Genomic DNA, 24180 nt, shown 5'->3' on the forward strand with positions numbered 1-24180 from the left:
AGCAACGAAAAGCCGCAATATCTTACGGCTTGTTGTACAATGCGGGTCGTTTTGATTAAGTGACAAGATATGACGAATAGTACAGTACAGCACCAGGTTGAGCTGGTTGACATTAATGAAGATAACCTTGACCAAAGAATTGATAACTTTTTGGTGACCCGTTTAAAAGGCGTACCTAAAAGCATGATTTATCGGATCATCCGTAAAGGTGAGGTCAGGGTTAATAAAAAGCGTATTAAGCCCGAATACAAGCTACAGATTGGGGATTGCGTGCGCATTCCACCTGTGCGGGTTTCTGAATCTAGCACATTAAATGCACCCTCGCCAAAACTGACGCGCGTGGCTCAACTGGCAGAACGTATTCTATTTGAAGATACTCATATCTTAGTGCTTAACAAGCCTGCAGGTATTGCTGTTCATGGTGGCAGTGGCGTTGATTATGGTGTGATTGAAGCATTACGCGCCTTATACCCAGAACAAAAGTTTTTAGAACTCGTTCACCGTCTTGATAAAGACACTTCAGGCGTACTCTTGGTGGCTAAAAAACGCAGTGCGCTTAAGCATATGCATGATCAACTGCGCACTAAGAAAATGCAAAAAGATTACTTGGCACTAGTGCGCGGTGATTGGCAAGCCACTGATAAAGCGGTGAAAGCGCCGTTACTCAAGCTGACCTTAAAATCAGGAGAGCGCATTGTTCGAGTGAATCCTGAAGGTAAAGTATCAGAAACTCGCTTCAAAATTATGCAGCGTTATGATGGTGCGACCTTAGTGCAAGCCAGCCCTATTACTGGCCGAACACATCAAATTCGTGTCCATTGCCAGTTTACTGGGCACCCGATTGCTTGTGATGATAAATACAGTGAGCAAAAGTTTGATGATTCTATGCGTGTGCATGGCCTGAATCGCTTATTCTTGCATGCTGCACAATTACAATTTATTCATCCAGCGACTGAAGAAATTCAAGTAGTGAATGCGCCGCTTGATCCCTTACTCGAAACTGTGTTGTCTAAGCTTAAAAGGAAGTAGGCAGTCTATGCGTCAGCAATTTGATCTTATCGTGTTCGATTGGGATGGCACTCTGATGGACTCAATCGGTAAGATCATTGCTTGCGTAGATAAACTTGCTTGCCACCTGCAATTACCTGCGCCATCAGAAGCTGAAACCCGCGCGATCATTGGCTTGTCGTTAGCTGAATCTTTAGCCACTTTATTTCCGCAAGTGCCGTTATCATCGCAATTGTTAATCGACATTTTTAGGCAGCAGTTCATTGAAGTCGATGCTGTGCCGACGCCTTTATTTGTTGGGGTGGAATCGCTGTTGCAGCAATTAACGGAGCAAGGTTTTACCTTGGCGGTAGCAACGGGTAAATCTAAAGTTGGACTTGATACGGCATTGCAACAAACTGGACTCGGTCATTATTTTAAGGCGAGTCGCACCAGTGATGAATGCAGTAGTAAGCCACACCCGCAAATGCTGCATGAGATAATGCAGCAATTAAACATAGATGCCAAAAGAACTATCATGATTGGCGATTCACGGCTAGATATGCAAATGGGGAAAAGTGCTGAGGTTGCGACCATAGGTGTGAGTTATGGCGCGCAAGATAAATGCTTGTTAGCCCTTGAGCAGCCTATGGCTATTGTCGATAGTATAGAGGCCCTCACCGCACACTTTCGTCAGTAAGCATCCTTTCTAGCTATCAAAAAAGTCAGTCGCCAACAAGGTTTATTGTTAACTAAGGTTATCCTAGCTTGGAAGTGGCACTGTTAGTTTGATGGTAACCGCAGCAGCCATGCTGCGGCATTTAATTATCCAAGTTATAGCATCATAGCGTTATAACCTATTCAAGGACCTGGTACGAGGCGGTTAGAAACTGTCGGCTATGACTAATTACTTTAGTTAGCAATCATTATCTACATCTGTTACTTCAATAGATGATCACCTAATACATCTATGCCTACATTGGCAAGCATCTCACATAAGGCAACTAGCGGTAATCCAATCAAGCTATTCGGATCTCGGCCCGTCATAGATTCAAACAAGCTAATACCTAAGCCTTCACACTTAAAACTGCCAGCACAATATAAAGGCTGCTCTTTATGGATGTAATTAGCAATTTGCGTCGGCGTTAAGTGGCGAAATTTAACGGTAAAAGGTTCGCAAATCACTTGATAAGAATTATTAGCGCTATCGAGCAAAGCTAAGCCGGTATAAAAAGTGATCGCTTGCCCGCTGGCTAAGGCTAATTGGGCTTTGGCATTTTCGACTGTCATAGGTTTACCTATGATGGTGCCATTGATCACTGCAACCTGATCTGAGCCTATGATAAATTCTGCTTTATCTACATTAATGCAGGCCTTGGCTTTTTCGATAGCTAAGCGTTGCACTAATTGCTGTGCTGACTCACCCGCATTTGGTGTTTCATCGGTACTAGGCACGCGACAATCAAAGTCGATGGCGAGTTTTTCGAGGCATTGGCGTCGATATGTTGAAGTGGATGCCAGAATTAAAGGTTGGGTCATACAAGAAGTCAGTGACTGATAAAGTGACAACATTGTCCATTTAAGGTGTTGACAGTGCAATAGCTGATATACTTTTGAGCATAGAGTGTAACCATTACGATATTCATGGGCTTTTTATGAGTTCAGTGCTTGTGCCAAGCCCAACCCTTGGGTAGAATTTCGCGTCCGTCAATTTCTTGGTGGGTGTTGGTATGTCTTGATGGGAGCATGTCTCTCATATTGATAAATTTCTTTTGACTCCAGCACCGCCAAACTATAATATGCGCGCCTTATGCAAACAGTAAAGATACCGGTTTCAATTGATCCAACACGAGCAGCCACCAGTGGTCTGAGTTATCATGGCTACATTCCTGGCTCGCAACTGAAGCGATTGAGTGAATTATGTGCCGGCGACTGTTCCGAAGTGAAAGTGTCTTTGGAATGTGGTTTAGATTTACAGGGGATAGTCTACCTGAAAGGGAAGGCTGTGACGGAGCTCACTCTGCAATGTCAACGCTGCATGACACTAATGACCACTGAGGTTACGGTCGACTTTTGTTTTAGTCCTTGTCGGACTGAAGCAGAAATCGATGAGCTCCCGGATGCGTATGACCCTATTGAGTGCAATGAAATTGGCGAAGTACGTCTGCATCAATTGATCGAAGATGAATTGATAATCGCTATCCCAATTATCCCACTACATGAACAAGCTGATTGTAGTTTGGGTAGCAAGGATATCGTTGTAGGCGAGATTGAATCCGCTCAACAGGAGCGTCCAAATCCGTTTGCAGTGTTAGAAAAACTGAAGAGCAAGTAATCTAGGAGACAGGGCCAATGGCTGTACAACAGAATAAAAAATCTCGTTCAAAGCGCGGTATGCGCCGTTCACATGACGCTCTGAGCACAGCTCAGTTGTCTGTAGACGCTACCAGCGGTGAACTGCACTTACGTCACAACGTAACTGCTGATGGTTTTTACCGTGGTAAAAAGGTAATCAACAAGTAATTGTTGCTTAGCTGATGAAAAATCTGACGCTTGCGTTAGATGTGATGGGGGGCGATTATGGCCCCCCAGTCACAGTGCCTGCAGCCTTGCAGGCGCTGGCATCTCACCCTCACTTATCTTTAGTGTTAGTCGGTGACGAGCTACAAATATCCCCTTTGCTTTACTCTTGCACTGCGCATACTCGCGCACGTATCAAGATCATTCATACCTCAGATGTTGTGACTATGAATGAAAGACCCGCACATGCACTTCGCAAAAATAAACAATCTTCCATGCGACTGGCGTTAGAGCAAGTTAAAAACGGCCATGCAGATGCGTGTTTAAGCGCGGGCAATACTGGCGCATTAATGGCGATGGCCAAAGTCTTATTAAAAATGCTACCAGGCATAGATAGGCCGGCATTAGTGACGAGTTTACCGTCGGCCAGCGGCAAGCCGGTCTATTTATTAGATTTAGGCGCCAATATTAGTTGCGACTCAGAAACCCTATTTCAATTTGCTGTGATGGGCTCAGTGCTGTATGAGTTAGTTGAAAAACAAACTCGGCCAAATGTGGCTTTGCTCAATGTCGGAATTGAAGAAATCAAAGGCAATGATCAAGTGCAGCAAGCAGCACAATTGCTGCAATTTACGCCTCAAATCAATTACAGCGGATTTATTGAAGGCGATGATATTTATACGGGATGTGTTGATGTCATTGTCTGTGATGGTTTTGTGGGGAATATTGCCCTCAAAACATCAGAAGGAATTGCCAAACTTTTAGTGCACCAACTTAGGAAAGGACTGACAGAAGGGATTGTCGTTCGATTTTTGGCCAAACTGATAGCGCCTCGCATCCAAAAGGTGCTAAATCAGATGAACCCCGACCACTATAACGGCGCCAGTCTGTTAGGATTGCGCGGTATTGTAGTCAAAAGTCATGGTAATGCCGATCAAGCGGCCTTTTTGCATGCAATTAATCTTGCAATGACCGAGGCTCAACGTCGACTCCCTGAAATGATCCACGATCGTTTAGAGTCGATCCTTTTAGACATAAACAGCTGATTTCTCCTTATGTATACAAAAATTCTTGGTACCGGTAGCTATCTCCCGGCGCAGGTCCGTAGTAATCAGGATCTGGAAAAGATGGTTGATACCAACGATCAATGGATTGTTGACCGCACAGGTATTTCCGAGCGTCGTATTGCCGCCGCTGATGAATCAGTTGCCACTATGGGCTATGAAGCCGGCTTAAAAGCCTTAGAAATGGCCGGCATTGCTGCTAGCGAACTGGATATGATCATTGTTGGTACCACCAGTGCTGATAATGCTTTCCCTGCTGCGGCTTGTGAAGTGCAAGCCTTACTTGGCGTGCGTACTATTCCTGCATTTGACATTGCCGCCGCTTGCTCTGGTTTCGTGTACGCCTTATCTATTGCTGATCAGTTTGTTAAAACTGGCGCGGCTAAAAAAGTATTAGTGATAGGCGCCGACGTGTTATCACGTTTTTGTCAGCCAGAAGATCGCAGCACTGTGATTTTATTTGGTGATGGCGCTGGCGCTGCAGTGGTGGGCGCGAGCACTGAGCCTGGCATCATCAATACCCATATCTATGCTGATGGCCGTTATGGCGACTTACTTAAGTGCCCAATGCCATCTCGCGGCTTAGATACTGATGACGTTAATAACTTCATTACTATGAAAGGTAATGATGTATTTAAGGTTGCTGTTACCCAATTATCGCATGTAGTGACCGAGACTTTACGTATTAACAATATTGATAAAAGCGAGATTGATTGGTTAGTACCACATCAAGCTAACTTTCGCATTATTTCGGCCACAGCTAAAAAGCTAAGTATGAGCATGGATAAGGTTGTAGTGACCTTAGGTAAGCATGGTAATACTTCGGCGGCATCTGTGCCGATTGCACTGGATGAAGCGGTGCGCGATGGTCGCATTCAACGTGGTCAATTACTGCTACTTGAAGCCTTTGGTGCCGGATTTGCTTGGGGCAGTGCGCTCGTTCGTTTCTAACTTGCATCTCTTATGCAACTTATCATCAATTAGGAAAAATAATAATGGAAAATTTTGCTTTCGTTTTCCCAGGTCAAGGCTCACAAAGCGTTGGCATGTTAGCTGAACTAGCAAGTCAGCACCCTATTGTTGAACAAACATTTGCTGAAGCTAGCTCTGTCTTAGGTTACGATTTATGGCAATTAGTCCAAGACGGACCGGCAGAAGCATTAAACCAAACAGATAAAACCCAGCCGGCATTATTAACTGCCAGTGTTGCTATTTGGCGCGTGTATGTGGCCAGTGGCAAACCTATGCCTAGCCTGTTAGCAGGTCATTCATTAGGTGAATATTCTGCTTTAGTGTGTGCTGGCGTAATGGCATTTACTGATGCGGTTAAGTTAGTGGAACTGCGCGGCCAATTTATGCAGCAAGCCGTACCAGCGGGTACTGGCGCCATGTATGCCATTATCGGTTTAGATAATGACAGCATAGCTAATGCCTGTAATGAGGCTGCTGACGGCGAAGTGGTTAGCCCAGTTAACTACAATAGCCCTGGCCAAGTTGTTATCGCGGGTGAAAAGGCTGCCGTTGATCGCGCTGCTGTTGCTTGTAAAGCTGCTGGCGCCAAAATGACCGTGGCTTTGCCTGTCAGCGTGCCATCTCACTGCGCTTTAATGAAAGGCGCGGCTGAGCAACTCGCTATGACTTTGGAAGATATTCAATTTTCTGCGCCTACCCTTGCGGTAATTAACAACGTTGATGTTGCCATTGAGCAAGATAGCGCTGCTATTAAAGATGCCTTAGTGCGTCAATTGTATTGCCCAGTGCGCTGGACTGAAACCGTTGAATTAATGGCATCTCAAGGCGTTGAACAGTTATTTGAGTGTGGACCTGGCAAGGTATTAACCGGTCTAGCTAAGCGAATCGATCGCAGCTTAAAAGCTGCAGACATTAACGACATAGCTTCAGTCAATGAGTTGATTTTATAAGGAATGTTGCATGAGTATTGCATTGGATTTAAGCGGTAAAGTAGCATTAGTCACAGGCGCTAGCCGTGGCATTGGTAAAGCGATTGCACAAACTTTATTGGCTGCCGGAGCCCAAGTGGTCGGTACTGCGACCAGTGAAAAGGGCGCGGCTGCCATTAGCGACTATTTAGGTGAGCAAGGCTTAGGTTTAGTGCTTAATGTCACCGACAGCGCTTCTGTTGAGCAAGTGTATGCTGATATTAAAGCGCATTTTGGCGATGTTGATATTTTAGTGAACAATGCCGGTATCACTCGTGATAACCTTTTCATGCGAATGAAAGAAGATGAATGGGAAGACATCATAGACACCAACTTGACTTCATTATTCCGTTTATCTAAGCCGCTTATGCGCCCTATGATGAAAAAACGTCATGGCCGCATCATTAACATTGGCTCTGTGGTTGGTACCATGGGCAATGCAGGGCAAGTCAACTATGCTGCCGCTAAGGCGGGATTAATTGGATTTACTAAGTCGTTAGCACGAGAAGTCGCTTCTCGTAATATCACAGTCAATGCAATTGCCCCTGGTTTTATCCAAACAGATATGACCGATGAGTTGACGCTTGAACAACAACAGGCAATTATGTCGCAAGTGCCGATGGCACGATTGGGTCAGGCACAAGAAATCGCCAATGCAGTCGTGTTTTTAGCTTCTGATTCTGCGGCTTACATCACAGGTGAAACCTTGCATGTCAATGGCGGCATGTATATGGTGTAACGTTGAAAAACTGAGATTTTGTCGCAATTTGAGTAGCTATTTATCTACAATTTGAGCCTTATTACGTGGTTAGACCACAAAAACTAGACTTGCATTGTTTCTCAGATCTAATAAACTACTCGCAATCTTACGCAAGTGCGTAATTTGAATAGGAAAGAAAACTAATGAGCAACATCGAAGAACGTGTAAAGAAAATCATCATTGAGCAACTGGGCGTTAAAGAAGAAGACGTTAAACCAGCGGCATCTTTCGTAGACGACTTAGGTGCCGATTCTCTGGACACTGTTGAGTTGGTTATGGCTCTGGAAGAAGAGTTCGATACTGAGATCCCTGATGAAGAAGCTGAAAAGATCACTACTGTTCAGTCAGCGATCGATTACGTTTCAAAGAATCAGTAATACTGAATTCCTGAAAACAGGCGGCAATTGCCGCCTGTTTTTGTTTCAGCGGTATCAAGTTTGATAGCGGCTGATAGAATAGATTTATTGAGTTTGTTTAAGCTGGCGGTGACCTTGTCACACCAACAAGATAAAGGTAATTAGCGTGTCAAAACGTCGTGTAGTGGTAACTGGCCTGGGTCTGGTGACCCCTGTCGGCAATACTGTTGACAGCACTTGGAAAGCATTGCTGGATGGTAAGAGTGGTATTGCCCCGATAACCAAATTTGATGCTAGCGAGTTTACGACTCGTTTTAGTGGTTCAGTGAAAGATTTTGATTGTGAACAGTACCTTTCAAAGAAAGATGCTCGCAAAATGGATTTATTCATTCAGTACGGGATTGCCGCGGGTGTTCAAGCCATTAAAGATTCTGGCTTAAACATGAATAGCGAAAATCCGCAGCGCGTAGGTACGGCCATTGGTGCCGGCATGGGTGGTATGTGGTTGATTGAACAGAACCACAGCGCACTTGTTAACGGTGGCCCGCGTAAGATTTCTCCATTTTTTATTCCGAGCACCATTATTAATATGGTTGCCGGTCACCTGTCTATTATGTACGGCATGCAAGGCCCGAATTTCGCGGTTACTACAGCTTGTACCACAGGTGTGCATAATATTGGTTTTGCGGCGCGTACTATTGCTTATGGTGATGCTGATGTGATGCTGGCCGGTGGTGCTGAAGATGTCACTAGCCCATTAGGCGTAGGTGGTTTCGGCGCAGCGAAAGCGTTATCAACTCGCAATGAGTCACCAGAGCAAGCAAGTCGCCCTTGGGATAAAGACCGTGATGGTTTTGTTATCGGTGATGGCGCTGGCGTTATGGTATTGGAAGAGTATGAGCGTGCTAAAGCACGTGGTGCCACGATTTATGCTGAGTTAGTTGGTTTTGGCATGAGTGGCGATGCTTTCCATATGACATCACCACCAAGTGATGGTCGCGGCGCAGCATTAGCTATGGTTAATGCGATTAAAGACAGTGGTATCAGTATTGAGCAAGTGGGCTATATCAATGCTCATGGTACCTCAACGCCTGCGGGCGATAAGGCTGAGGCTGCTGCGGTTAAATCTGTGTTTGGCGATCATGCTTATAAAGTGATGGTGAGCTCAACTAAGTCAATGACTGGCCACCTGCTAGGTGCTGCTGGCGCAGTTGAAACCATCTTTTCAGTATTAGCCTTAAAAGATCAAGCCGTACCACCGACCATTAACTTAGATAACCCTGATGAAGGTTGTGATTTAGACTTCGTAGCTCATCATGCCCGTCAAGCTTCATTTGATTACGCTTTATGTAATTCATTTGGCTTTGGTGGCACTAATGGTTCATTGCTGCTGAAAAAGGTATAACCTGTTTTAGCGAAGAAAGCGCCTACGGGCGCTTTTTTTATGCCTTTGCTAAACCAGAGCTAAACCACAGATTAACTCTTGCTCATTGGCTGTCAACTCGGCCGCTTTAAGACAATAATACTGTTTTTACGCGGAATTCCAGTCAATGATAAATCTAATCGTGATCCCTTGCGCGCTATCTCTTGGGGCGTTAACCGCCAATCTAACCGACTTTGCCCGTGGTGAAACTGCGCAGCGATTCCCACAACTGTCGTTAGGCTCAGTAACCCTGACTTTAGCCGTGATTAGCTATACAGTGATGTGGTTTGCCTTGCTGGTTAGTGGTATTTACTCATCCGATGGCGAAGGCTTTTTTGCCGGAATGGAGTTACTCGCTGTCTTTGCTATTGGCCTTGCCGTGTATTCGTTCAGTCCGCTTAAAAAACTCATATCACAACAAGCTCAAATTTGGTTGTTTAGATTAGCTTTACCCATGATAGTACTTAGTACTTTCTTCATTGTAATGAGCCCTAAGTCATCTTAGTTAACTCAGGTGATTATCTAATTTGATTTCAATACTTTATGGGTAATCTCAGCAATTTGGCTTACAATTAAGTAAAAGTAATGATTTGAGTAAGCTATGGAACGACAACGTGCGATTACCTTAAGATTTTTGGCTGAGCCCACAGATGTGAACTTTGGTGGCAAAGTTCACGGTGGCGCTGTCATGAAATGGATTGACTTAGCTGCCTATGCTTGTGCAGCAGGCTGGAGTGGTCAATATTGCATTACTGTATATGCTGGCGGCATTCGCTTTGTTAAACCAGTTAAAGTGGGTAGCTTGGTCGAAGTCACGGCCAAAGTGATTTATACCGGCCGGACTTCTATGCATATCGGCATAGATGTGCAGGCGTGCGATCCTAAAACCCGTGAATTTGTATTAACCACTCATTGTATTGTCATTATGGTGGCCGTGGATGATGACGGTCAGCCAACCGCTGTGCCTGAATGGGTCCCTGCAACCCCTGCCGATATTGAGCTACATAGCTCAGCTATCCGTCTCATGGAAATGCGCAAAAAAATAGGCGCTGAAATGGAAGCTCACCTCCATCTGTAATTAAAGGCCGGCAACGGCCTTTTTTATGCTGTTCAATTGTTCGCTGTTTGTTAAACTTGCAAAAAACAAACAGGAGACTGAGGTTATGGCGAACGTTGCCTTTATTGGATTGGGCGTTATGGGCTATCCCATGGCGGGACATTTAGCCAAAGCGGGCCATCAAGTACAGGTTTATAACCGCACTCAAGCTAAGGCTCGAGCTTGGGCTGCAGAATATGACGGCAAGTGGCGCGCCACCGCTGCAGAAGCGGCAGCAGGATGTGACATTGTTTTTATCTGCGTGGGTAATGATGATGACTTACGCCAAGTGGTGTTAGGTGAGCAAGGTATTACCGAAGGTGTGAGTCCTGGAACTATTTTAGTTGATCATACCACCACATCGGCGGATGTTGCCCGCGAGCTCTCTCGAATTCTTAAGTGTCGACAAGTGGATTTTATTGACGCTCCAGTCTCAGGCGGCCAAGCTGGCGCCGTCAATGGTACGCTGACTGTCATGATGGGCGGCAATGCGGAAACTATCGATAAAGTTACCGCTGTTATCAGTGCTTATGCGCGTTGCAGTCGCCGTATGGGGGAGGTTGGCGCGGGACAACTCACTAAAATGGTTAACCAAATCTGTATCGCTGGCGTGGTTCAAGGCTTGGCTGAAGGTTTACACTTTGCTCGCAAAGCGGGTCTCGATGGTGAAGCCGTTGTTGATGTTATTCGACATGGCGCGGCACAAAGTTGGCAAATGGAAAACCGTTATCAAACGATGTGGCAAGGCGAGTTTGATTTTGGATTTGCCATTGACTGGATGCGTAAAGATTTAGGGATTGCTTTAGATGAATCTAGACGCAATGGCTCAACCCTTGCGTTAACGGCTTTAGTGGATCAGTTTTATGCCGACGTGCAAGCGATGGGCGGTAATCGCTGGGATACCTCAAGCCTGTTGGCCAGATTAGAAAAGAACTAGATCATTTTTAGATACGTTTTTATCGTTTAACTCGTAATCATTCGTGCTAAAACAAACATGCCAGTCAATTGTATGACTGGCACGTTAGTTAAAAGGTGCTGCTAATAGGCTTAAGACGTTAGCGTCTATGCACTGGCTATAAGGCACTCAAGTTTAACGTTAGATACTGAGGCTAAGCTGCTTTGACTCATGTCGGCTAATGATATTTGCCCTGCACTTGATTCAACCAATACCGCTCGCTGAATATCTTGATAATCTAAGCGGCGCAGATTGATGTGTGATAACGCCATTTGCATCGGCAGTAAACTTGGATTGAATGCCGCGTTTTCGGCGTAACGTCCAATCACATATTCGCCACTTTTCATCTCTAATACCACGGCGGCATGACAAGCTGAATAGGGCGCGTAACTTATACTTGCTTGCTCTAATGCTGTTTGTACTAACTTATCATCGCTCGCATAAGTTAAGGCCACACTATGTTTGTGTAATAGCGGCGTTGTCACCCCTAAATCACTTGGACCAAAGGCATAAGGCAAGTAATAACTAAGCGGCGCCGTGTCTTGCTCAGGCAAGTGAATGTTAATGTTTTTTCCTAAGTGCAGCTCATTGATAAATTGACGGCAATGACCGCAAGGACTGGCATTAACAATAATATCCTTAATTTCAGTCTCGCCCTTAATCCAGGCGTGACTAATGGCACTTTGCTCGGCATGCACTGAATGATTAAGCGCTTGATTAGGCAGCTCTAAGTTCGCGCCCATATATAAATTGCCACTACCGCCAATGACTAGCGCACCCACATGAAAGTGACTGATGGGCGGGTTGGCTAACTTAGCTGCAATAGGCAACAGCGCTAAATAGACTTGCTGCAATGACAACTGACTTTTATCAGCGATATGTGACAATTGAGCACCTGACAAGGCACCATCAAATCGTTCGGTTAAAAAGGGCGCTAATGCGTCAGCTAACTGCGTTGGCATGGCATTTAATACTGATACGAACGGTGTTGGCATGAGTAATATTCCTTATAAGGACTGCAAATATTTTACCAGCGCTTCTAATAATTTCTGCTTGTCTGGATTAGATTGTGTCTCTTCCAGCAGATTTTCTATTCTAAGCACATAGTCAGGATCAGACATTCGTTGTTGACAAAACTCGCGCCATTTTAAGCTCTCATCATATGTGAGCGTGGTGGGATAATTACGCGCGCGATATCTAAATAGCATCTCAGGTAATCTAGGATCGTCAAACTGGAGTGATAAACCCGCTAATTGATCCGGCGCGGTATGGCGAATGATTTCCATCTTAGCTTTATCGGCATGGCTAAAGAACCCGCCGCTATAGAGCATTAGATCTGGATCAGAGATTTGTTTTTCATAGGTGGTGTCAAATACCGCGGCTAGTTTTTCTCTAAGCTCGCTATGTTGGCGTAATTGCTTATATTGAGCACGCGCAAATTCTTTATCAAAACCCAACCGCGCAGCATTATCATCGGTCAGGGTTTTGGCTGGGGCGATAAATGGACTTTTATTTAAATGAATTTGTTTTAAGCCCACAGGTAATTCGTCATCAGCAAGGTCGGCTCTGGGGGTATATAAACGCTCACGCAGTTGCTCGACATCTAACTCAAGTAAAGGCGCAATATCCATAGCGAGATTGACACAAATCACCGAATTTTTATTATCAGGGTGGTAAGCCACAGGCGCAATTAATGTCAGGCAGCCTTGACTGGCTGGAATTTTGCTACTGATATGCACTAAAGGCTGCATATTAAGGACATCAACCATAGTGGCCACTTGCTGCTTACGACGCATTGAAAAATAATAATCAAATAACTTAGGTTGTAATTGTTTGATTAATTTTGCTAAACCGATAGTGGCATAGACATCTGAAAGGGCATCATGAGCTTTTTCATGGTTTAAGCCATTGGCGGCGCTTAAGTCTTCTAATTTAAAGCTTGGGCTGCCATCGGCTTTTAATGGAAAGTTAATCCCTTCTGGACGTAATGCATAACAGGCTCTTACTAAATCTATAATGTCCCAGCGTGAATTACCTTGTTGCCATTCTCTGGCATAAGGATCAATAAAATTGCGATAGAAACCATAGCGGGTCACTTCATCATCAAAGCGCAGCGAATTATAACCAACCACACAGGTATTGGCTTGACTAAATTCAGCTTGAATTCGCCCCATAAATTCAGTTTCAGGCATGCCCTTTAAATTGGCTAATTGCGGCGTAATACCTGTGATAAGAATCGCTTCTGGTTGTGGTAAATAGTCGGTGGCAAGTGTGCAATAAAAGGTGACTGGCTCGCCTATGATATTAAACTCATGGTCAGTGCGTATTCCAGCAAATTGCGCTGGTCTATCTTTAGCCGGCACAGCGCCAAACGTTTCATAATCGTGCCAAAAAAATGTGGGCTGGGGCATAGATGCCATGAGAGTGATACCTGTAGAAAGTTATGAGGCTTATCTTACCACCATCAAGGCCTCTGAGGCATAGCATCACTAAATTCGCCCTCATTGTCGGTTTAAAAACACTCAAAACAGTCAAAAATCGCTCGCTTAGCTTGGCAAAGATGCAAAACAATCATCATGACAGTACACTTAAACCCAATTTAGCTGTTATTAGCGTTAAGTCTGCACTAATGCGGATAACAGCGACTGTAATTAGTCTCACTCGCGTTAAGATTATTTCCCGTTGGATAAGGTGTGTAATGAGTTATCGTTGTCCCATATGTAAGCAAGAATTAACTCTGCCAAGTCAGCAGGGCGTCGCTAATTCATGGCTATGCGCCAGCGGCCATAGTTTTGATGTCGCCAAAGAAGGCTACGTCAATTTATTACCTGTTAATAAGAAAAAATCTAAAGACCCTGGTGATAACAAGGAAATGATGTTTGCCCGACGTGAGTTTCTCAATGCTGGTTTTTATCAATGTTTAAGCGATAGGGTAAACCAGGTGCTGATTGAGCATTTACCTGCCGATGCCAAGAACTTGCTGGATATTGGCTGCGGTGAGGGTTACTACACTGGTCGTCTCGCTAAGTGCCTACAAAAGTCAGGCTTTAACATTAACATTGATGGCTTAGATATTTCGCGCAGCGCATTACGCTACGCTGCTAAACGCTACTCTGAGCTTAGTTTTGCGGTCGCTAGTAGTTATTACATGCCTTATGGCACGGACTCTATGGATGCTATGCTACGGATTTATGCGCCATCAGAACTATCAGAGTTGCAACGGGTGTTAAAGTCGGGGGGCTTGTTATTAACTGTATCGCCCGGTGAAACTCATCATTTTGCCATCAAAAAGATGATTTATGAGACTCCGAGATTACATCAAGATACAGTGCCTGAATTGGAAGGATTTAGCCTTGTGATGCAGGAGCGAGTTTGCTCTGAATTGAGGTTACAAGATCCGCTAATGATTAAACACTTTTTACAAATGACCCCGTACGCTTGGAAGCTCTCTGATGAGCAAAAAGCGACGTTACAGCAATCAGGATTCTGCTGCGAATTGGATTTCCAATTAGTGTTATATCAGCGCGATTAACCTGAATTGACAGGCTAAATTGTAATTTTATTGTTGTGACAAACAAAGAGTAACCACTTGAAGTGTAAGCTATAATTTAGCCAGTTAGTGGTGGTTTTTGGATAATGTTGATCAATTGCAATAATTTCACCTGCCTAAAACCACTTATTTTATTGACTTCTGTTTGTAATGGGTTATAGTCATTCAAGCTAGAACGTTAGGCTTATATTTATGTATACAATGCGACCAAACTTGTCCTGTTCACATAAGTAAAACTGGCATTTTCAGCTCTACCGCCGTTAGGCTTTTTATTATTTATGTACAGGATGACTATTATGTCTCAAGTAACTGGTGTAGTTAAGTGGTTCAACTCTGACAAAGGTTTCGGATTCATCGAGCAAGAGTCTGGCCCAGATGTGTTCGTTCACTTCCGTGCTATCAACTCAGATGGTTTCAAAACTTTAGACGAAGGTCAGAAAGTGCAGTTCACTGTAACTCAAGGCCAGAAAGGTCCTCAAGCTGAGAACGTAACCATCATTGGTTAATTCCGCTTAAGGCTCTTATCGAGAGTCAATTAAAAGCCGTGGTAATTACCATGGCTTTTTTATGTCAGAAATTTAGGTTTAAACAAGGTTCTTAGTTAAGCTTTAAACCGCAAACCGCAAACCGCAAACCGCAAACCGCAAACCGCAAACCGCAAACCGCAAACCGCAAACCGCAAACCGCAAACCGCAAACCGCAAACCGCAAATTTAACATTTAATATTTAATATTTCTCATGTTTTATCTTAATGCACCTAGGCTGACTTGTTGCTGCATTTTTAGCATTAGTCGATGGTATTTCGGTGTGATTACTCTATTTTTTTATCAAACTCTTTATGGTTCGCTGCAATTGGCTATATAGAGGTGCTTGTGTTCAGCTCAGTGACATGATGGAATCGGGCAGGGTGAGTGTAAATGTGATGTCTGTGCTCATACAAACATCACATAGATGTATGCTTTTATGTAGTTTAATTGCTCTAACCGAAGAGTGATTCTTCTAGAGTTTTACCTTGCATCAATAGTTTGTATGGCCAGTCTTGCTGCGCTAGCAGCCTGAAAATCGCTTGCTCTAATGCCATGCCCGAATTGTCGTGATAATTTATGATAAATACCCGATCTTGAGTGCTAGACACCTGAGTGACGGTTTCCAATTGCTCTAACGCTTGTTTAGCCAGAGGGGTTTCACGCAGTAATTCAAGGCTTAAACAAGATTGCTGTTGGTCGTGTAAATCTAAATGACGACTGATCTGCCCATTTTCGAGGTAATACACCTCGCGGCATAAGCTTTCAAGCTCATCTAAATTGTGAGAACTAATGATAAAAGTAGTATGACTACTTAATGATTTAATCAGTTGTCTTAATTCACGGGCATTGAGTGGATCTAACCCTGCTGTTGGCTCATCCAGTAACACTAGCTCGGGCGCACCTATTAATGCTTGAGCAATCGCCACGCGCTTGGCCATGCCGTGGCTGAGTTGTACTGGTTTTGCCGCGCCATGGGCTTGTAAATCAACTAACCCTAACACTCTTTGACTTTCGGCTAATGCTTGGGCTTTGCTCAGCCCTTGCAGTTGTGCAAAAAAACTTAATTGAGCTTCAATGGTTTCATCTGGGTTTAATCTAGCATCTTGGGGCAACACGCCAATGCGGTTCACTAAGTTGGGGGAGCCTGGTTGCTCCCCTAATACAGAGATCACACCTGAATCAAAAGGAATGAAACCGGCAATGCAGCTAAATAAGGTGGTTTTGCCCGCGCCATTGGCGCCCACTAAGGCAATTGGCTCGCCTTTATTAATCTTAATATTAATGCCGCGCAGTACTGGTTGTTGGTAACTCTTAGCGAGCTCAGTAATCTGAATTATGGTCATAGAGACATCCGTTTTAGATAAAAGTGACCAATCACCAGTAGTACTATCGTTTGGGCAATAGGTAAGGGGATATAGGCAAAAGCCGAAGCGCCGGTTGCGAGTAACATGTCAGTGGTTTGCGAGCCAATCATAATCAGATTGAGAAAGTTAAGCTCAGGAATGCTGGCATTGATGATTAAACTCAATACGCTAGTCACTAATAATACCGCGGCAGCTAGCATGCTGGCATGGCGCGCACTCTTGGCATATAAGGACAATAATGCCAGTAAGGCGGTGTAGGGGAGTAAGCTTACTGTAATAAATACTGTGCTTGACGCTAAGGCACTAACACTCGCTTGTTTATCAGCAATGATAGCCATGATATAGGCGAGCACTGCGGCGGCAAGTACTAACGCGAGTTGAATCAACATTTGGCCGATAAAGCGGCCGTAAAATAGTCGAAATCTTCCTGTGCGTAGACAGATAAACTTAAGAGTGCCGCTATGCTTATCGCTCGCAAACATATCAGCACACAGAAGTAGGGTGTACAGCGGAAATAAATAGAGTCCCAGGCCCCAGTAGAGCATTTGTTCCGGGCTTGACCAGCTTAATAAGGCATTTATTTGCTGATGCAAACCATAGCTTCTGAGTAAGTCGATAACTATCGGCATACTGACGATTTGACTGGCTTGATTAATCGGATAGATGAACAGCAATAGCCAAATGCCGACAAAAATGCTTAAACCTAATAATCCGCGGCGAGTCATTAGGGCTCGAGTGACTTCTTTGCTCACTATTAGTGATACTTGGTCCTTGGGGGTCATAGTGTTTCCAGTTTATTCAAATAGCTTTTCAAGTTGAGATAAGCGCTCTGATAATTGCTGCACTTGCAGTTCTAGTGCGGTAATCCTATCAGCGCTAGGCTCATATTCTTGAGTGTCGTCACTGCTGATGTTGGCTTCAGCGGATTCGGTTAAGAGGCAGCTAAAGCGAGATTCGCGTTTACCAGCTTGGCGGGGCAGCATAAGCACAATTGGCTGAGTAAAATCGGCCAAGGCTTGTAATTCTTGTTCAACGGCTTGGGTATCATTAAATTCAAACAGACGTTGGCAGCGAGTTCTTAGCTCGCCAGGCGTTTGTGGGCCGCGCAGCAAGAGTACACAGACAATGGCGACTTGGGCCTTGGAAAACTGCAAATCACTAAATTCAGTATTACAAAATCTATGTTGGTATTTATTAACGCGACTACCAAAGCCTGAGGCGCTGCTAACAAGGCGTTTTTTGGCTAAATCATCGAGCACATCTTGTACTTGTGCCTCAGTTAACGCCATGATGGGTTCACGACTGGTTTTCTGATTACAGGCTTGAGTTAAGCTATTAAGAGATAGTGGGTAAAGTTCGGGGGTAGTGATTTCTTTTTCGAGTAAACAACCTATTACTCGTGCTTCTAAGGTAGTTAGTTCCATTGCAACACTCCACAGACGATGTCTCTTTGTTATAACAAAGGGAATGACTATTGCCTATGAAAAATAGACCAAGCTAGACACTGTATGCTGGTTTTACACACAGCGCCTAGCTTGGGCGCGAAAACTGAGCGTAGAGCTTAGTCTTCGATTAAGCGAATACCCGTGGTTTGGATATCAATTTGTTGTTGCTTGTACAGGCCGCCAATACATTTTTTGAAGGCTTTTTTACTCATGGCTAACGTCTGATAAATCACTTCAGCATCTGTCTTGTCAGTCAAAGGTAAGAAACCACCGGCTTGCTGCAGTTTGATCATGATTGACAGGCTTTGGCTATCTAATTCAACTTTAGTGCCTCGAGTCAGTTGCAAATCAATTTTGTCATCAGAGCGCATGCGCTTGATGTAGCCTTTGGTCTTATAACCAGGCTTTAGGATTTGGAATACTTCATCTTTGTACAATACGCCCCAATGAGCGCCATTGATGATGGCTTTGTAACCTAGGTCAGTGCGGCCTGCAATTAACAAATCCACTTGCTCGCCTTCCTTATAAAAGGCAGGGGTTTTGTCGACAAACTTATTGAGTTTGGCAGAAGCCACAATACGATCGTCAGCATGGTTAATATGAATATAAACTAAGACGTAGTTACCGACTTCTAATGGCTTTTCTTGCTCGGCAAAGGGAAGCAATAAATCTTTATCTAATCCCCAATCCAAAAAAGCACCAAAACGACTAGTCGATACGACTTTGAGACTAGCAAACTGGCCAACTTGTGCCTTAGGCATGCGGGTGGTGGCTAAGATCTGGTCTTCAGAATCTAAGTGAAGAAATACCTCAACTTGATCACCAATTTGACAACTCTTGGGTGCCAATTTGTTTGGTAATAATACCTGACCTAATTCTAATGCATTGAGGTAATAGCCAAATGAGACTTGTTTAACGACTTCCAGCGTGCTGGTCTTACCGAGTTGAATCATGAAACCTCAAATTCAGTTAACGAAATATCGGCAGATTATAGTGTAATTCGTAGTGGCAAGCGAAGATCAATTAGCCTTAGCAGCCAATAACTGGCCTGTAGATAAAGCAATTGTAAACTCAGCGGATTTCTTCAGGTATTAATCATGCCAGCTGAGTTACAAAAAATGCACATTTATTGTTATTTTTACTTGCATTATCAATAGTACGCATGTTTAATTGCGCCGTTTAGTGAACCTAGGTAATCCGCTTTATCCCTTCATATCATTGGCTAACTGAGCCAATCGTTAAGCGTTAGCGCGGTATTATTTACGTGAGTTTGTCGCTCAGAGATCACACAACAAACCAGTTAATGGCTCGGGTTCACCGAGTTGATAAACAAAGATGCTAATTTAAGCTGTAAATTGCCTGCGGGCATCTGTGTATTGTTGTTGCGCGCTACAGCCAAGGCTGCTGTAGGCTTTGTTAAACATGAGGTGATATTACCTCCATCCACTCTCATTATGAGAGAAGACAGGCACATTGAATGAAAGAATGGTCGATTGAAGATGCTCGTGCTGGGTATAACGTTGCATATTGGAGCCAAGGTTTTTATGGGATTGATGATGACGGTGAAGTGACCGTTTCTCCAGATCCGGCCCAACCCCTTAACAGTATTGGTTTGAACAAGCTTGCTCGCGATATGGTTAAAGCTGGGGTGTCGTTACCCGTACTAGTGCGTTTTCCACAAATATTGCACCACAGAGTGCATAGCTTGTGTCAGGCTTTTAACCAAGCCATCGCCAAGTACAGTTATCAAAATGATTATTTGCTGGTTTATCCGATTAAAGTTAACCAGCAGCAAACGGTTGTTGAAGAAATTCTGGCCAGCCAGAAAACCAATGCGGTACCGCAATTAGGCTTAGAGGCGGGTAGTAAGCCTGAGCTAATGGCAGTATTAGCTATGGCGCAAAAAGCGAGCTCAGTCATTGTTTGTAACGGTTATAAAGATAGTGAATACATCCGTTTAGCTTTGATTGGCGAGAAATTAGGCCATAAGGTTTATATCGTTCTGGAGAAAATGTCAGAACTGACCATGGTGATGGCTGAAGCTGCCAAATTGGGCGTGACACCGCGCTTAGGTTTACGTGCGCGTTTGGCATTCCAAGGCAAGGGCAAGTGGCAGGCCAGTGGCGGTGAAAAATCAAAATTTGGTTTATCAGCGGCGCAAATTTTGTCAGTGATTGACGAGCTCAAGCAAGCCAATATGCTCGATTGTTTGCAATTGCTGCATTTCCACTTGGGATCGCAGATGTCTAACATTCGTGATATTCGCCAAGGGGTGAGTGAAGCGGCACGTTTTTACTGCGAGCTGCGTAAGTTAGGTGCTGAGATTGATTGTTTCGATGTCGGCGGTGGTTTAGCTGTGGACTATGATGGTACTCGTAGCCAGTCTAATAACTCAATGAACTATGGCTTAGCCGAATACGCTAACAACATAGTCAATGTGTTATTTGATATGTGTACCGAATATGATCAGCCAATGCCGCGGATCATTTCTGAATCTGGTCGCCATTTAACGGCTCATCATGCGGTATTAATCTCAGATGTGATTGGCACTGAAGCCTACACGCCTGAGCGAGTAATAGCGCCAAGCGATGAAGCGCCGCAGCTATTGCACAACATGTGGCAATCATGGAATGAAATCAGCGCTCGCGCCGATTCGCGTGCCTTGATTGAAATTCATCATGACAGCCAACATGACTTAGCTGAAGCTCAGTCGTTATTTGCCATGGGGCAACTATCACTGGCCGAGCGAGCTTGGGCTGAGCAAATGAACTTACGCGTAAGTTATGAGTTGCAGCAATTACTGAGCACTAAAAACCGTTTCCATCGGCCAATTATTGATGAATTAAATGAAAGATTAGCGGATAAGTTTTTTGTTAATTTCTCATTATTCCAATCATTACCGGATGCTTGGGGCATAGATCAAGTTTTCCCTGTGCTGCCATTGTCAGGACTCGATAAATATCCTGAGCGCCGCGCTGTGATGCTCGATATTACTTGTGACTCAGATGGTATTGTTGATCAGTATGTCGATGGTCAAGGTATCGAATCTACCTTACCTGTGCCTAAGTGGAAGGCAGATAGCCCATACTTATTAGGCTTCTTTATGGTGGGCGCTTATCAAGAGATTTTAGGCGATATGCATAATCTCTTTGGTGACACTAACTCAGCAGTCGTGTGGGTTGAAGATGGCGGTAAAGCCAATATTGAATCGGTTCTGGCGGGTGACACAGTCGCTGACGTACTTAGGTATGTGAACTTAGATGCGGTTGAGTTTATGCGCACCTATGAAGAACTGGTGCATCAACATATTGCTGAAGATGAACGCGCGCTGATTTTAGAAGAGTTGCAGGCGGGTCTAGAAGGTTATACCTACCTTGAGGACTTATAATAGCTAGTCTTTGGGTCCTGACTTTAGGCATAAAGTCAGGATTGCATGCGATAGCCTTATAGCCTTATAGCGTTACCTAGTGTTGGCGTTAAGGAGTGTTTATGTTTTTTGAGCCAGTCGAAAAAAAATTTGAACTCTCCTTACTCCCACCAAGCTCTGGACTATTAGCAAGCCAAGATTTTAGCGCTATTGCAGATACGCTTGCTGAGCGTTTATGTGAGTGCGTGGGCGTCAATATAGTTTCACGGCAAGTGCATAGTGATGGCGAAGGCCTATGTCATAGCTATGTGCTCAGTGAGTCGAGCCTATTTATTTGGCCTCATAAAATTGTGATGCTGACCTGTGGTAGCACCCCATTATGTAACGCGCTGCTATGGCTGATTGATTCTGTGGATGTTAAATCAATCGCTGCTGTGACCTTTGTGCGTAAGCATGAATATCAAACGCAGCTACAACTTAGTCAATTTAGTGATGATAGTGACAGGCTGATTGCCACCTTAGGTGGGCAGCAGTGGCAACTTGGCCAAGCACCGCTCACTATGGCAGTTTACCGCTATGTAAACCCCAGCATAACAAAGATTAATGAGGCCTTTTTTGGCCTAAGTATGTATCATATTGACGCTGATCTAGCGCTAGCTTTTCGCCAGCAAAGTGTGGCAGGGCAAGGCGTAGCGGTCAGTGACAGTCGACACGTGTTAGCCATGACCTTATGTCTACCCGATTTTGTATATGATGATCATGTGTTTTCTCCATATGGCTATTCGCTAAATGGAGTGAGGCAGCAGCATTATGTCAGCTTGCATATCTCGCCTCAGACACAGATGTCATATGTTAGTTTCGAGAGTAATCTCGATAATTCCGAATACCATGCTGCCATATTAAGCGCCCTTATTCGCTTATTTAAGCCGCAATATTGGCAATGGTTCGGTCTTAATAGTGAAATGCATAGTCACAACTTTCCCGCCTATAACAAGGTAGGAAGCTGCTCACTGCCTTTGGAACAGAGCTATACTCTTGACTTTAGCCAATTTGCAATGCTAAAAACTCAAGCCGCTAGCCCTGAATATCTTTGATTTGATGGCAAAGCCATCCCCTTGGAGTGTGTTATGACCACTATTGCAGAAAAACCAGATTATTCATTGTTTTCCAATGCATTTGGTTACTTACGTCAACCGTTAGATTTTAGACCTTTAGAAAGCGATGCTGACGTTGTCGTGATTGGTTTGCCATTTGATATGGCAACGACTGGTCGCAGTGGCGGACGTATGGGTCCTCGCGCCATCAGAAATGCATCAACCAACTTAGCTTGGGAAGAAAAGCGTTGGCCTTGGGACTTCCGTTTAGCGGATTTCGTAAAAATTGTTGATGCTGGTGATTTAGTTTACAACTGCGGCGATGCTGAAGACTTTACTGCTCGTGTTGAAGCATTCGCAACAAAAGTGCTGGAATCAGGCAAGAGCTTATTAAGCTTTGGTGGCGATCACTTTGTGACTTTACCTCTGCTGCGCGCTCATCATAAAGTCTATGGCACTATGGCATTACTGCATTTTGATGCGCATACCGATACTTACAGCCAAGGCAGTAAGTATGATCACGGCACTATGTTCTTCCATGCACCTAAAGAAGGCTTAGTTGACCCTGCGCATTCTGTGCAAGTAGGTATTCGTACTGAATATAACCCAGAAGGTCATGGTTATCAGGTTATCGACGCTGCAACTGCCAATGAACTCAGCAGTGATGAGATAGTTCGTCAAATTCGCGAGCGTGTTGGTGATATGCCACTGTACGTTACTTTTGATATCGATTGTCTCGACCCTTGTTATGCACCAGGCACTGGTACTCCAGTGATTGGCGGCATGACGTCAGACAAAGCGCTCAAAATCATTCGTGGTTTACGCGGCATGAATATCGTGGGTATGGACGTAGTGGAAGTTGCTCCTGCTTACGACAGTGCTGAAATCACAGCCTTAGCTGGCGCGACCTTAGGTCTGGAAATGTTGCACGTTTGGGCTGACGGTAAAGGCTTAATCAAATAAGCGCATTTAAGCTGATTTAAGTTCAATAAAAAAACCTGTGTCTAATACACAGGTTTTTTTTTATGATGACTGCGTGTTTTTATATTTCATGGACGGCGTAATGACTGATTTAACCCATGTAAGGCGTGAATACCTCAAGGCTGGATTAAGGCGCAAAGATCTCCCTAATGATCCTATGGCGTTATTTGAGTTGTGGATGACACAAGCCGCTGAGGCTAATTTGTCCGACCCAACCGCTATGGTGGTGGCAACTGTGGATGCCAATGGTCAGCCATGGCAGCGTATAGTGTTATTAAAGCGCTTTGATGAGCAAGGCTTTATCTTTTTTACTAATTTAGGTAGCCGCAAAGCCGCGCAATTGGCTGACAATAGCCACATTAGTTTACTGTTCCCCTGGCACATGCTAGAGCGTCAAGTCGCAGTCACAGGCATTGCCGAGCCATTATCAACTAGCGATGTGCTGAGTTATTTTGTCAATCGTCCAAAAGACAGCCAAATTGCGGCTTGGGTTTCTAAGCAATCTTCGCCCATTAGTGCGCGCGGGATCCTTGAAGCTAAATTTCTAGAAATGAAGCAAAAGTTTGCTAATGGTGAAGTGCCATTACCGAGTTTTTGGGGCGGGTATAGAGTTAAAGCCGCTTCCATTGAATTTTGGCAGGGCGGGGCGAATCGACTGCACGATCGCTTTCTTTACCAACGAAGCGCGGTAACAGAGCCGTGGCAGATTGATCGTTTAGCGCCTTAAGCTTGGCATTAATATTTTGCTGTT

The 24180-nt window shown here is 44.4% G+C and carries 26 protein-coding genes; 19 read left to right on the forward strand and 7 right to left on the reverse strand.

The annotated features are described in order from the left end of the window. Nucleotides 1-69: 69 nt before the first annotated feature. Both rluC and AC1HDP_RS02740 read left to right on the forward strand, forming a co-directional pair. Nucleotides 70-1029, forward strand: a complete 960-nt coding sequence (gene rluC, locus AC1HDP_RS02735; protein ID WP_479637571.1) for a 23S rRNA pseudouridine(955/2504/2580) synthase RluC — start codon at nt 70-72, stop codon at nt 1027-1029. Between the two features lie 7 nt (nt 1030-1036). After that, on the forward strand, nt 1037-1687 hold the full coding sequence (locus tag AC1HDP_RS02740) for an HAD-IIIA family hydrolase (protein WP_479637572.1): 651 nt from the start codon (nt 1037-1039) through the stop codon (nt 1685-1687). Nucleotides 1688-1926: 239 nt separating this feature from the next. On the opposite strand, the gene AC1HDP_RS02745 is transcribed toward AC1HDP_RS02740, so the two are convergent. Beyond that, the gene (locus AC1HDP_RS02745) at nt 1927-2526 is read right to left on the reverse strand and encodes a Maf family protein (RefSeq protein WP_479637573.1); all 600 of its coding nucleotides are present in this window, start codon (nt 2524-2526) and stop codon (nt 1927-1929) included. 271 nt (nt 2527-2797) lie between these two features. Here AC1HDP_RS02745 and yceD point away from each other — a divergent pair, with 271 nt between their 5' ends. From yceD to AC1HDP_RS02800, 11 genes are all read left to right on the forward strand, one after another. Then, entirely contained in the window at nt 2798-3322 is a 525-nt protein-coding gene (yceD, locus tag AC1HDP_RS02750) for a 23S rRNA accumulation protein YceD (RefSeq protein WP_479637574.1), read from the forward strand. A gap of 17 nt (nt 3323-3339) precedes the next feature. Next, entirely contained in the window at nt 3340-3510 is a 171-nt protein-coding gene (rpmF, locus tag AC1HDP_RS02755) for a 50S ribosomal protein L32 (RefSeq protein WP_011496728.1), read from the forward strand. Nucleotides 3511-3524: 14 nt separating this feature from the next. Continuing rightward, on the forward strand, nt 3525-4553 hold the full coding sequence (gene plsX, locus AC1HDP_RS02760) for a phosphate acyltransferase PlsX (RefSeq protein ID WP_140932359.1): 1029 nt from the start codon (nt 3525-3527) through the stop codon (nt 4551-4553). A gap of 9 nt (nt 4554-4562) precedes the next feature. Continuing rightward, entirely contained in the window at nt 4563-5522 is a 960-nt protein-coding gene (locus AC1HDP_RS02765; protein WP_479637575.1) for a beta-ketoacyl-ACP synthase III, read from the forward strand. 44 nt (nt 5523-5566) lie between these two features. Further along, on the forward strand, nt 5567-6493 hold the full coding sequence (gene fabD, locus AC1HDP_RS02770) for an ACP S-malonyltransferase (protein WP_479637576.1): 927 nt from the start codon (nt 5567-5569) through the stop codon (nt 6491-6493). A 10-nt stretch (nt 6494-6503) separates the two neighbouring features. Further along, nucleotides 6504-7250, forward strand: a complete 747-nt coding sequence (gene fabG / locus AC1HDP_RS02775; RefSeq protein WP_479637577.1) for a 3-oxoacyl-ACP reductase FabG — start codon at nt 6504-6506, stop codon at nt 7248-7250. Between the two features lie 164 nt (nt 7251-7414). Next, nucleotides 7415-7648, forward strand: coding sequence for an acyl carrier protein (gene acpP / locus AC1HDP_RS02780; protein ID WP_140932363.1), 234 nt, complete (start codon nt 7415-7417; stop codon nt 7646-7648). A 145-nt stretch (nt 7649-7793) separates the two neighbouring features. Beyond that, entirely contained in the window at nt 7794-9032 is a 1239-nt protein-coding gene (fabF, locus tag AC1HDP_RS02785) for a beta-ketoacyl-ACP synthase II (protein WP_479637578.1), read from the forward strand. Nucleotides 9033-9177: 145 nt separating this feature from the next. Continuing rightward, nucleotides 9178-9555, forward strand: a complete 378-nt coding sequence (locus AC1HDP_RS02790; protein ID WP_479637579.1) for a hypothetical protein — start codon at nt 9178-9180, stop codon at nt 9553-9555. Nucleotides 9556-9651: 96 nt separating this feature from the next. Further along, nucleotides 9652-10128, forward strand: a complete 477-nt coding sequence (locus tag AC1HDP_RS02795; RefSeq protein ID WP_479637580.1) for an acyl-CoA thioesterase — start codon at nt 9652-9654, stop codon at nt 10126-10128. A gap of 85 nt (nt 10129-10213) precedes the next feature. Beyond that, the gene (locus AC1HDP_RS02800; RefSeq protein WP_479637581.1) at nt 10214-11083 is read left to right on the forward strand and encodes an NAD(P)-dependent oxidoreductase; all 870 of its coding nucleotides are present in this window, start codon (nt 10214-10216) and stop codon (nt 11081-11083) included. Nucleotides 11084-11208: 125 nt separating this feature from the next. Here AC1HDP_RS02800 and cdd read toward each other — a convergent pair whose 3' ends face one another. Both cdd and sbcB read right to left on the reverse strand, forming a co-directional pair. Then, nucleotides 11209-12096: a cytidine deaminase gene (cdd, locus tag AC1HDP_RS02805; protein WP_479637582.1), complete on the reverse strand. Its 888-nt coding sequence runs from the start codon at nt 12094-12096 to the stop codon at nt 11209-11211. Nucleotides 12097-12108: 12 nt separating this feature from the next. Beyond that, a complete protein-coding gene (sbcB, locus tag AC1HDP_RS02810) occupies nt 12109-13521 on the reverse strand; it encodes an exodeoxyribonuclease I (RefSeq protein ID WP_479637583.1) in 1413 nt (470 codons plus the stop codon). 278 nt (nt 13522-13799) lie between these two features. Between sbcB and rlmA the strand changes: the two genes are divergently transcribed. Together rlmA and AC1HDP_RS02820 are read left to right on the forward strand one after the other, a co-directional pair. Then, nucleotides 13800-14633 (forward strand): 23S rRNA (guanine(745)-N(1))-methyltransferase, encoded by an 834-nt coding sequence (rlmA, locus tag AC1HDP_RS02815; protein WP_479637584.1) that lies wholly within the window; start codon nt 13800-13802, stop codon nt 14631-14633. Nucleotides 14634-14947: 314 nt separating this feature from the next. Then, entirely contained in the window at nt 14948-15157 is a 210-nt protein-coding gene (locus tag AC1HDP_RS02820; protein ID WP_479637585.1) for a cold-shock protein, read from the forward strand. Between the two features lie 473 nt (nt 15158-15630). Here AC1HDP_RS02820 and AC1HDP_RS02825 read toward each other — a convergent pair whose 3' ends face one another. The 4 genes from AC1HDP_RS02825 to AC1HDP_RS02840 all read right to left on the reverse strand — a co-directional run bounded on the left by AC1HDP_RS02825 (nt 15631) and on the right by AC1HDP_RS02840 (nt 18940). Beyond that, nucleotides 15631-16521 (reverse strand): ABC transporter ATP-binding protein, encoded by an 891-nt coding sequence (locus tag AC1HDP_RS02825; protein WP_479637586.1) that lies wholly within the window; start codon nt 16519-16521, stop codon nt 15631-15633. Next, nucleotides 16518-17324 carry an ABC transporter permease subunit gene (locus AC1HDP_RS02830; RefSeq protein WP_479637587.1) on the reverse strand — a complete coding sequence of 269 codons (807 nt, stop codon included), beginning with the start codon at nt 17322-17324 and terminating at the stop codon, nt 16518-16520. Before AC1HDP_RS02830 ends, AC1HDP_RS02825 begins: the two co-directional genes overlap by 4 nt. A gap of 12 nt (nt 17325-17336) precedes the next feature. Then, entirely contained in the window at nt 17337-17966 is a 630-nt protein-coding gene (locus AC1HDP_RS02835) for a YceH family protein (protein WP_479637588.1), read from the reverse strand. A gap of 137 nt (nt 17967-18103) precedes the next feature. Then, the gene (locus AC1HDP_RS02840) at nt 18104-18940 is read right to left on the reverse strand and encodes a CvfB family protein (protein ID WP_479637589.1); all 837 of its coding nucleotides are present in this window, start codon (nt 18938-18940) and stop codon (nt 18104-18106) included. A 524-nt stretch (nt 18941-19464) separates the two neighbouring features. Between AC1HDP_RS02840 and speA the strand changes: the two genes are divergently transcribed. From speA to pdxH, 4 genes are all read left to right on the forward strand, one after another. Further along, nucleotides 19465-21375 carry a biosynthetic arginine decarboxylase gene (speA, locus tag AC1HDP_RS02845; RefSeq protein ID WP_479637590.1) on the forward strand — a complete coding sequence of 637 codons (1911 nt, stop codon included), beginning with the start codon at nt 19465-19467 and terminating at the stop codon, nt 21373-21375. Nucleotides 21376-21476: 101 nt separating this feature from the next. Further along, on the forward strand, nt 21477-22448 hold the full coding sequence (locus AC1HDP_RS02850; protein ID WP_479637591.1) for a hypothetical protein: 972 nt from the start codon (nt 21477-21479) through the stop codon (nt 22446-22448). 33 nt (nt 22449-22481) lie between these two features. Next, on the forward strand, nt 22482-23411 hold the full coding sequence (gene speB, locus AC1HDP_RS02855; RefSeq protein WP_479637592.1) for an agmatinase: 930 nt from the start codon (nt 22482-22484) through the stop codon (nt 23409-23411). A gap of 100 nt (nt 23412-23511) precedes the next feature. Further along, a complete protein-coding gene (pdxH, locus tag AC1HDP_RS02860) occupies nt 23512-24156 on the forward strand; it encodes a pyridoxamine 5'-phosphate oxidase (protein WP_479637593.1) in 645 nt (214 codons plus the stop codon). Nucleotides 24157-24180 lie beyond the last annotated feature (24 nt).

Source organism: Shewanella sp. ISS20 (assembly GCF_056522965.1).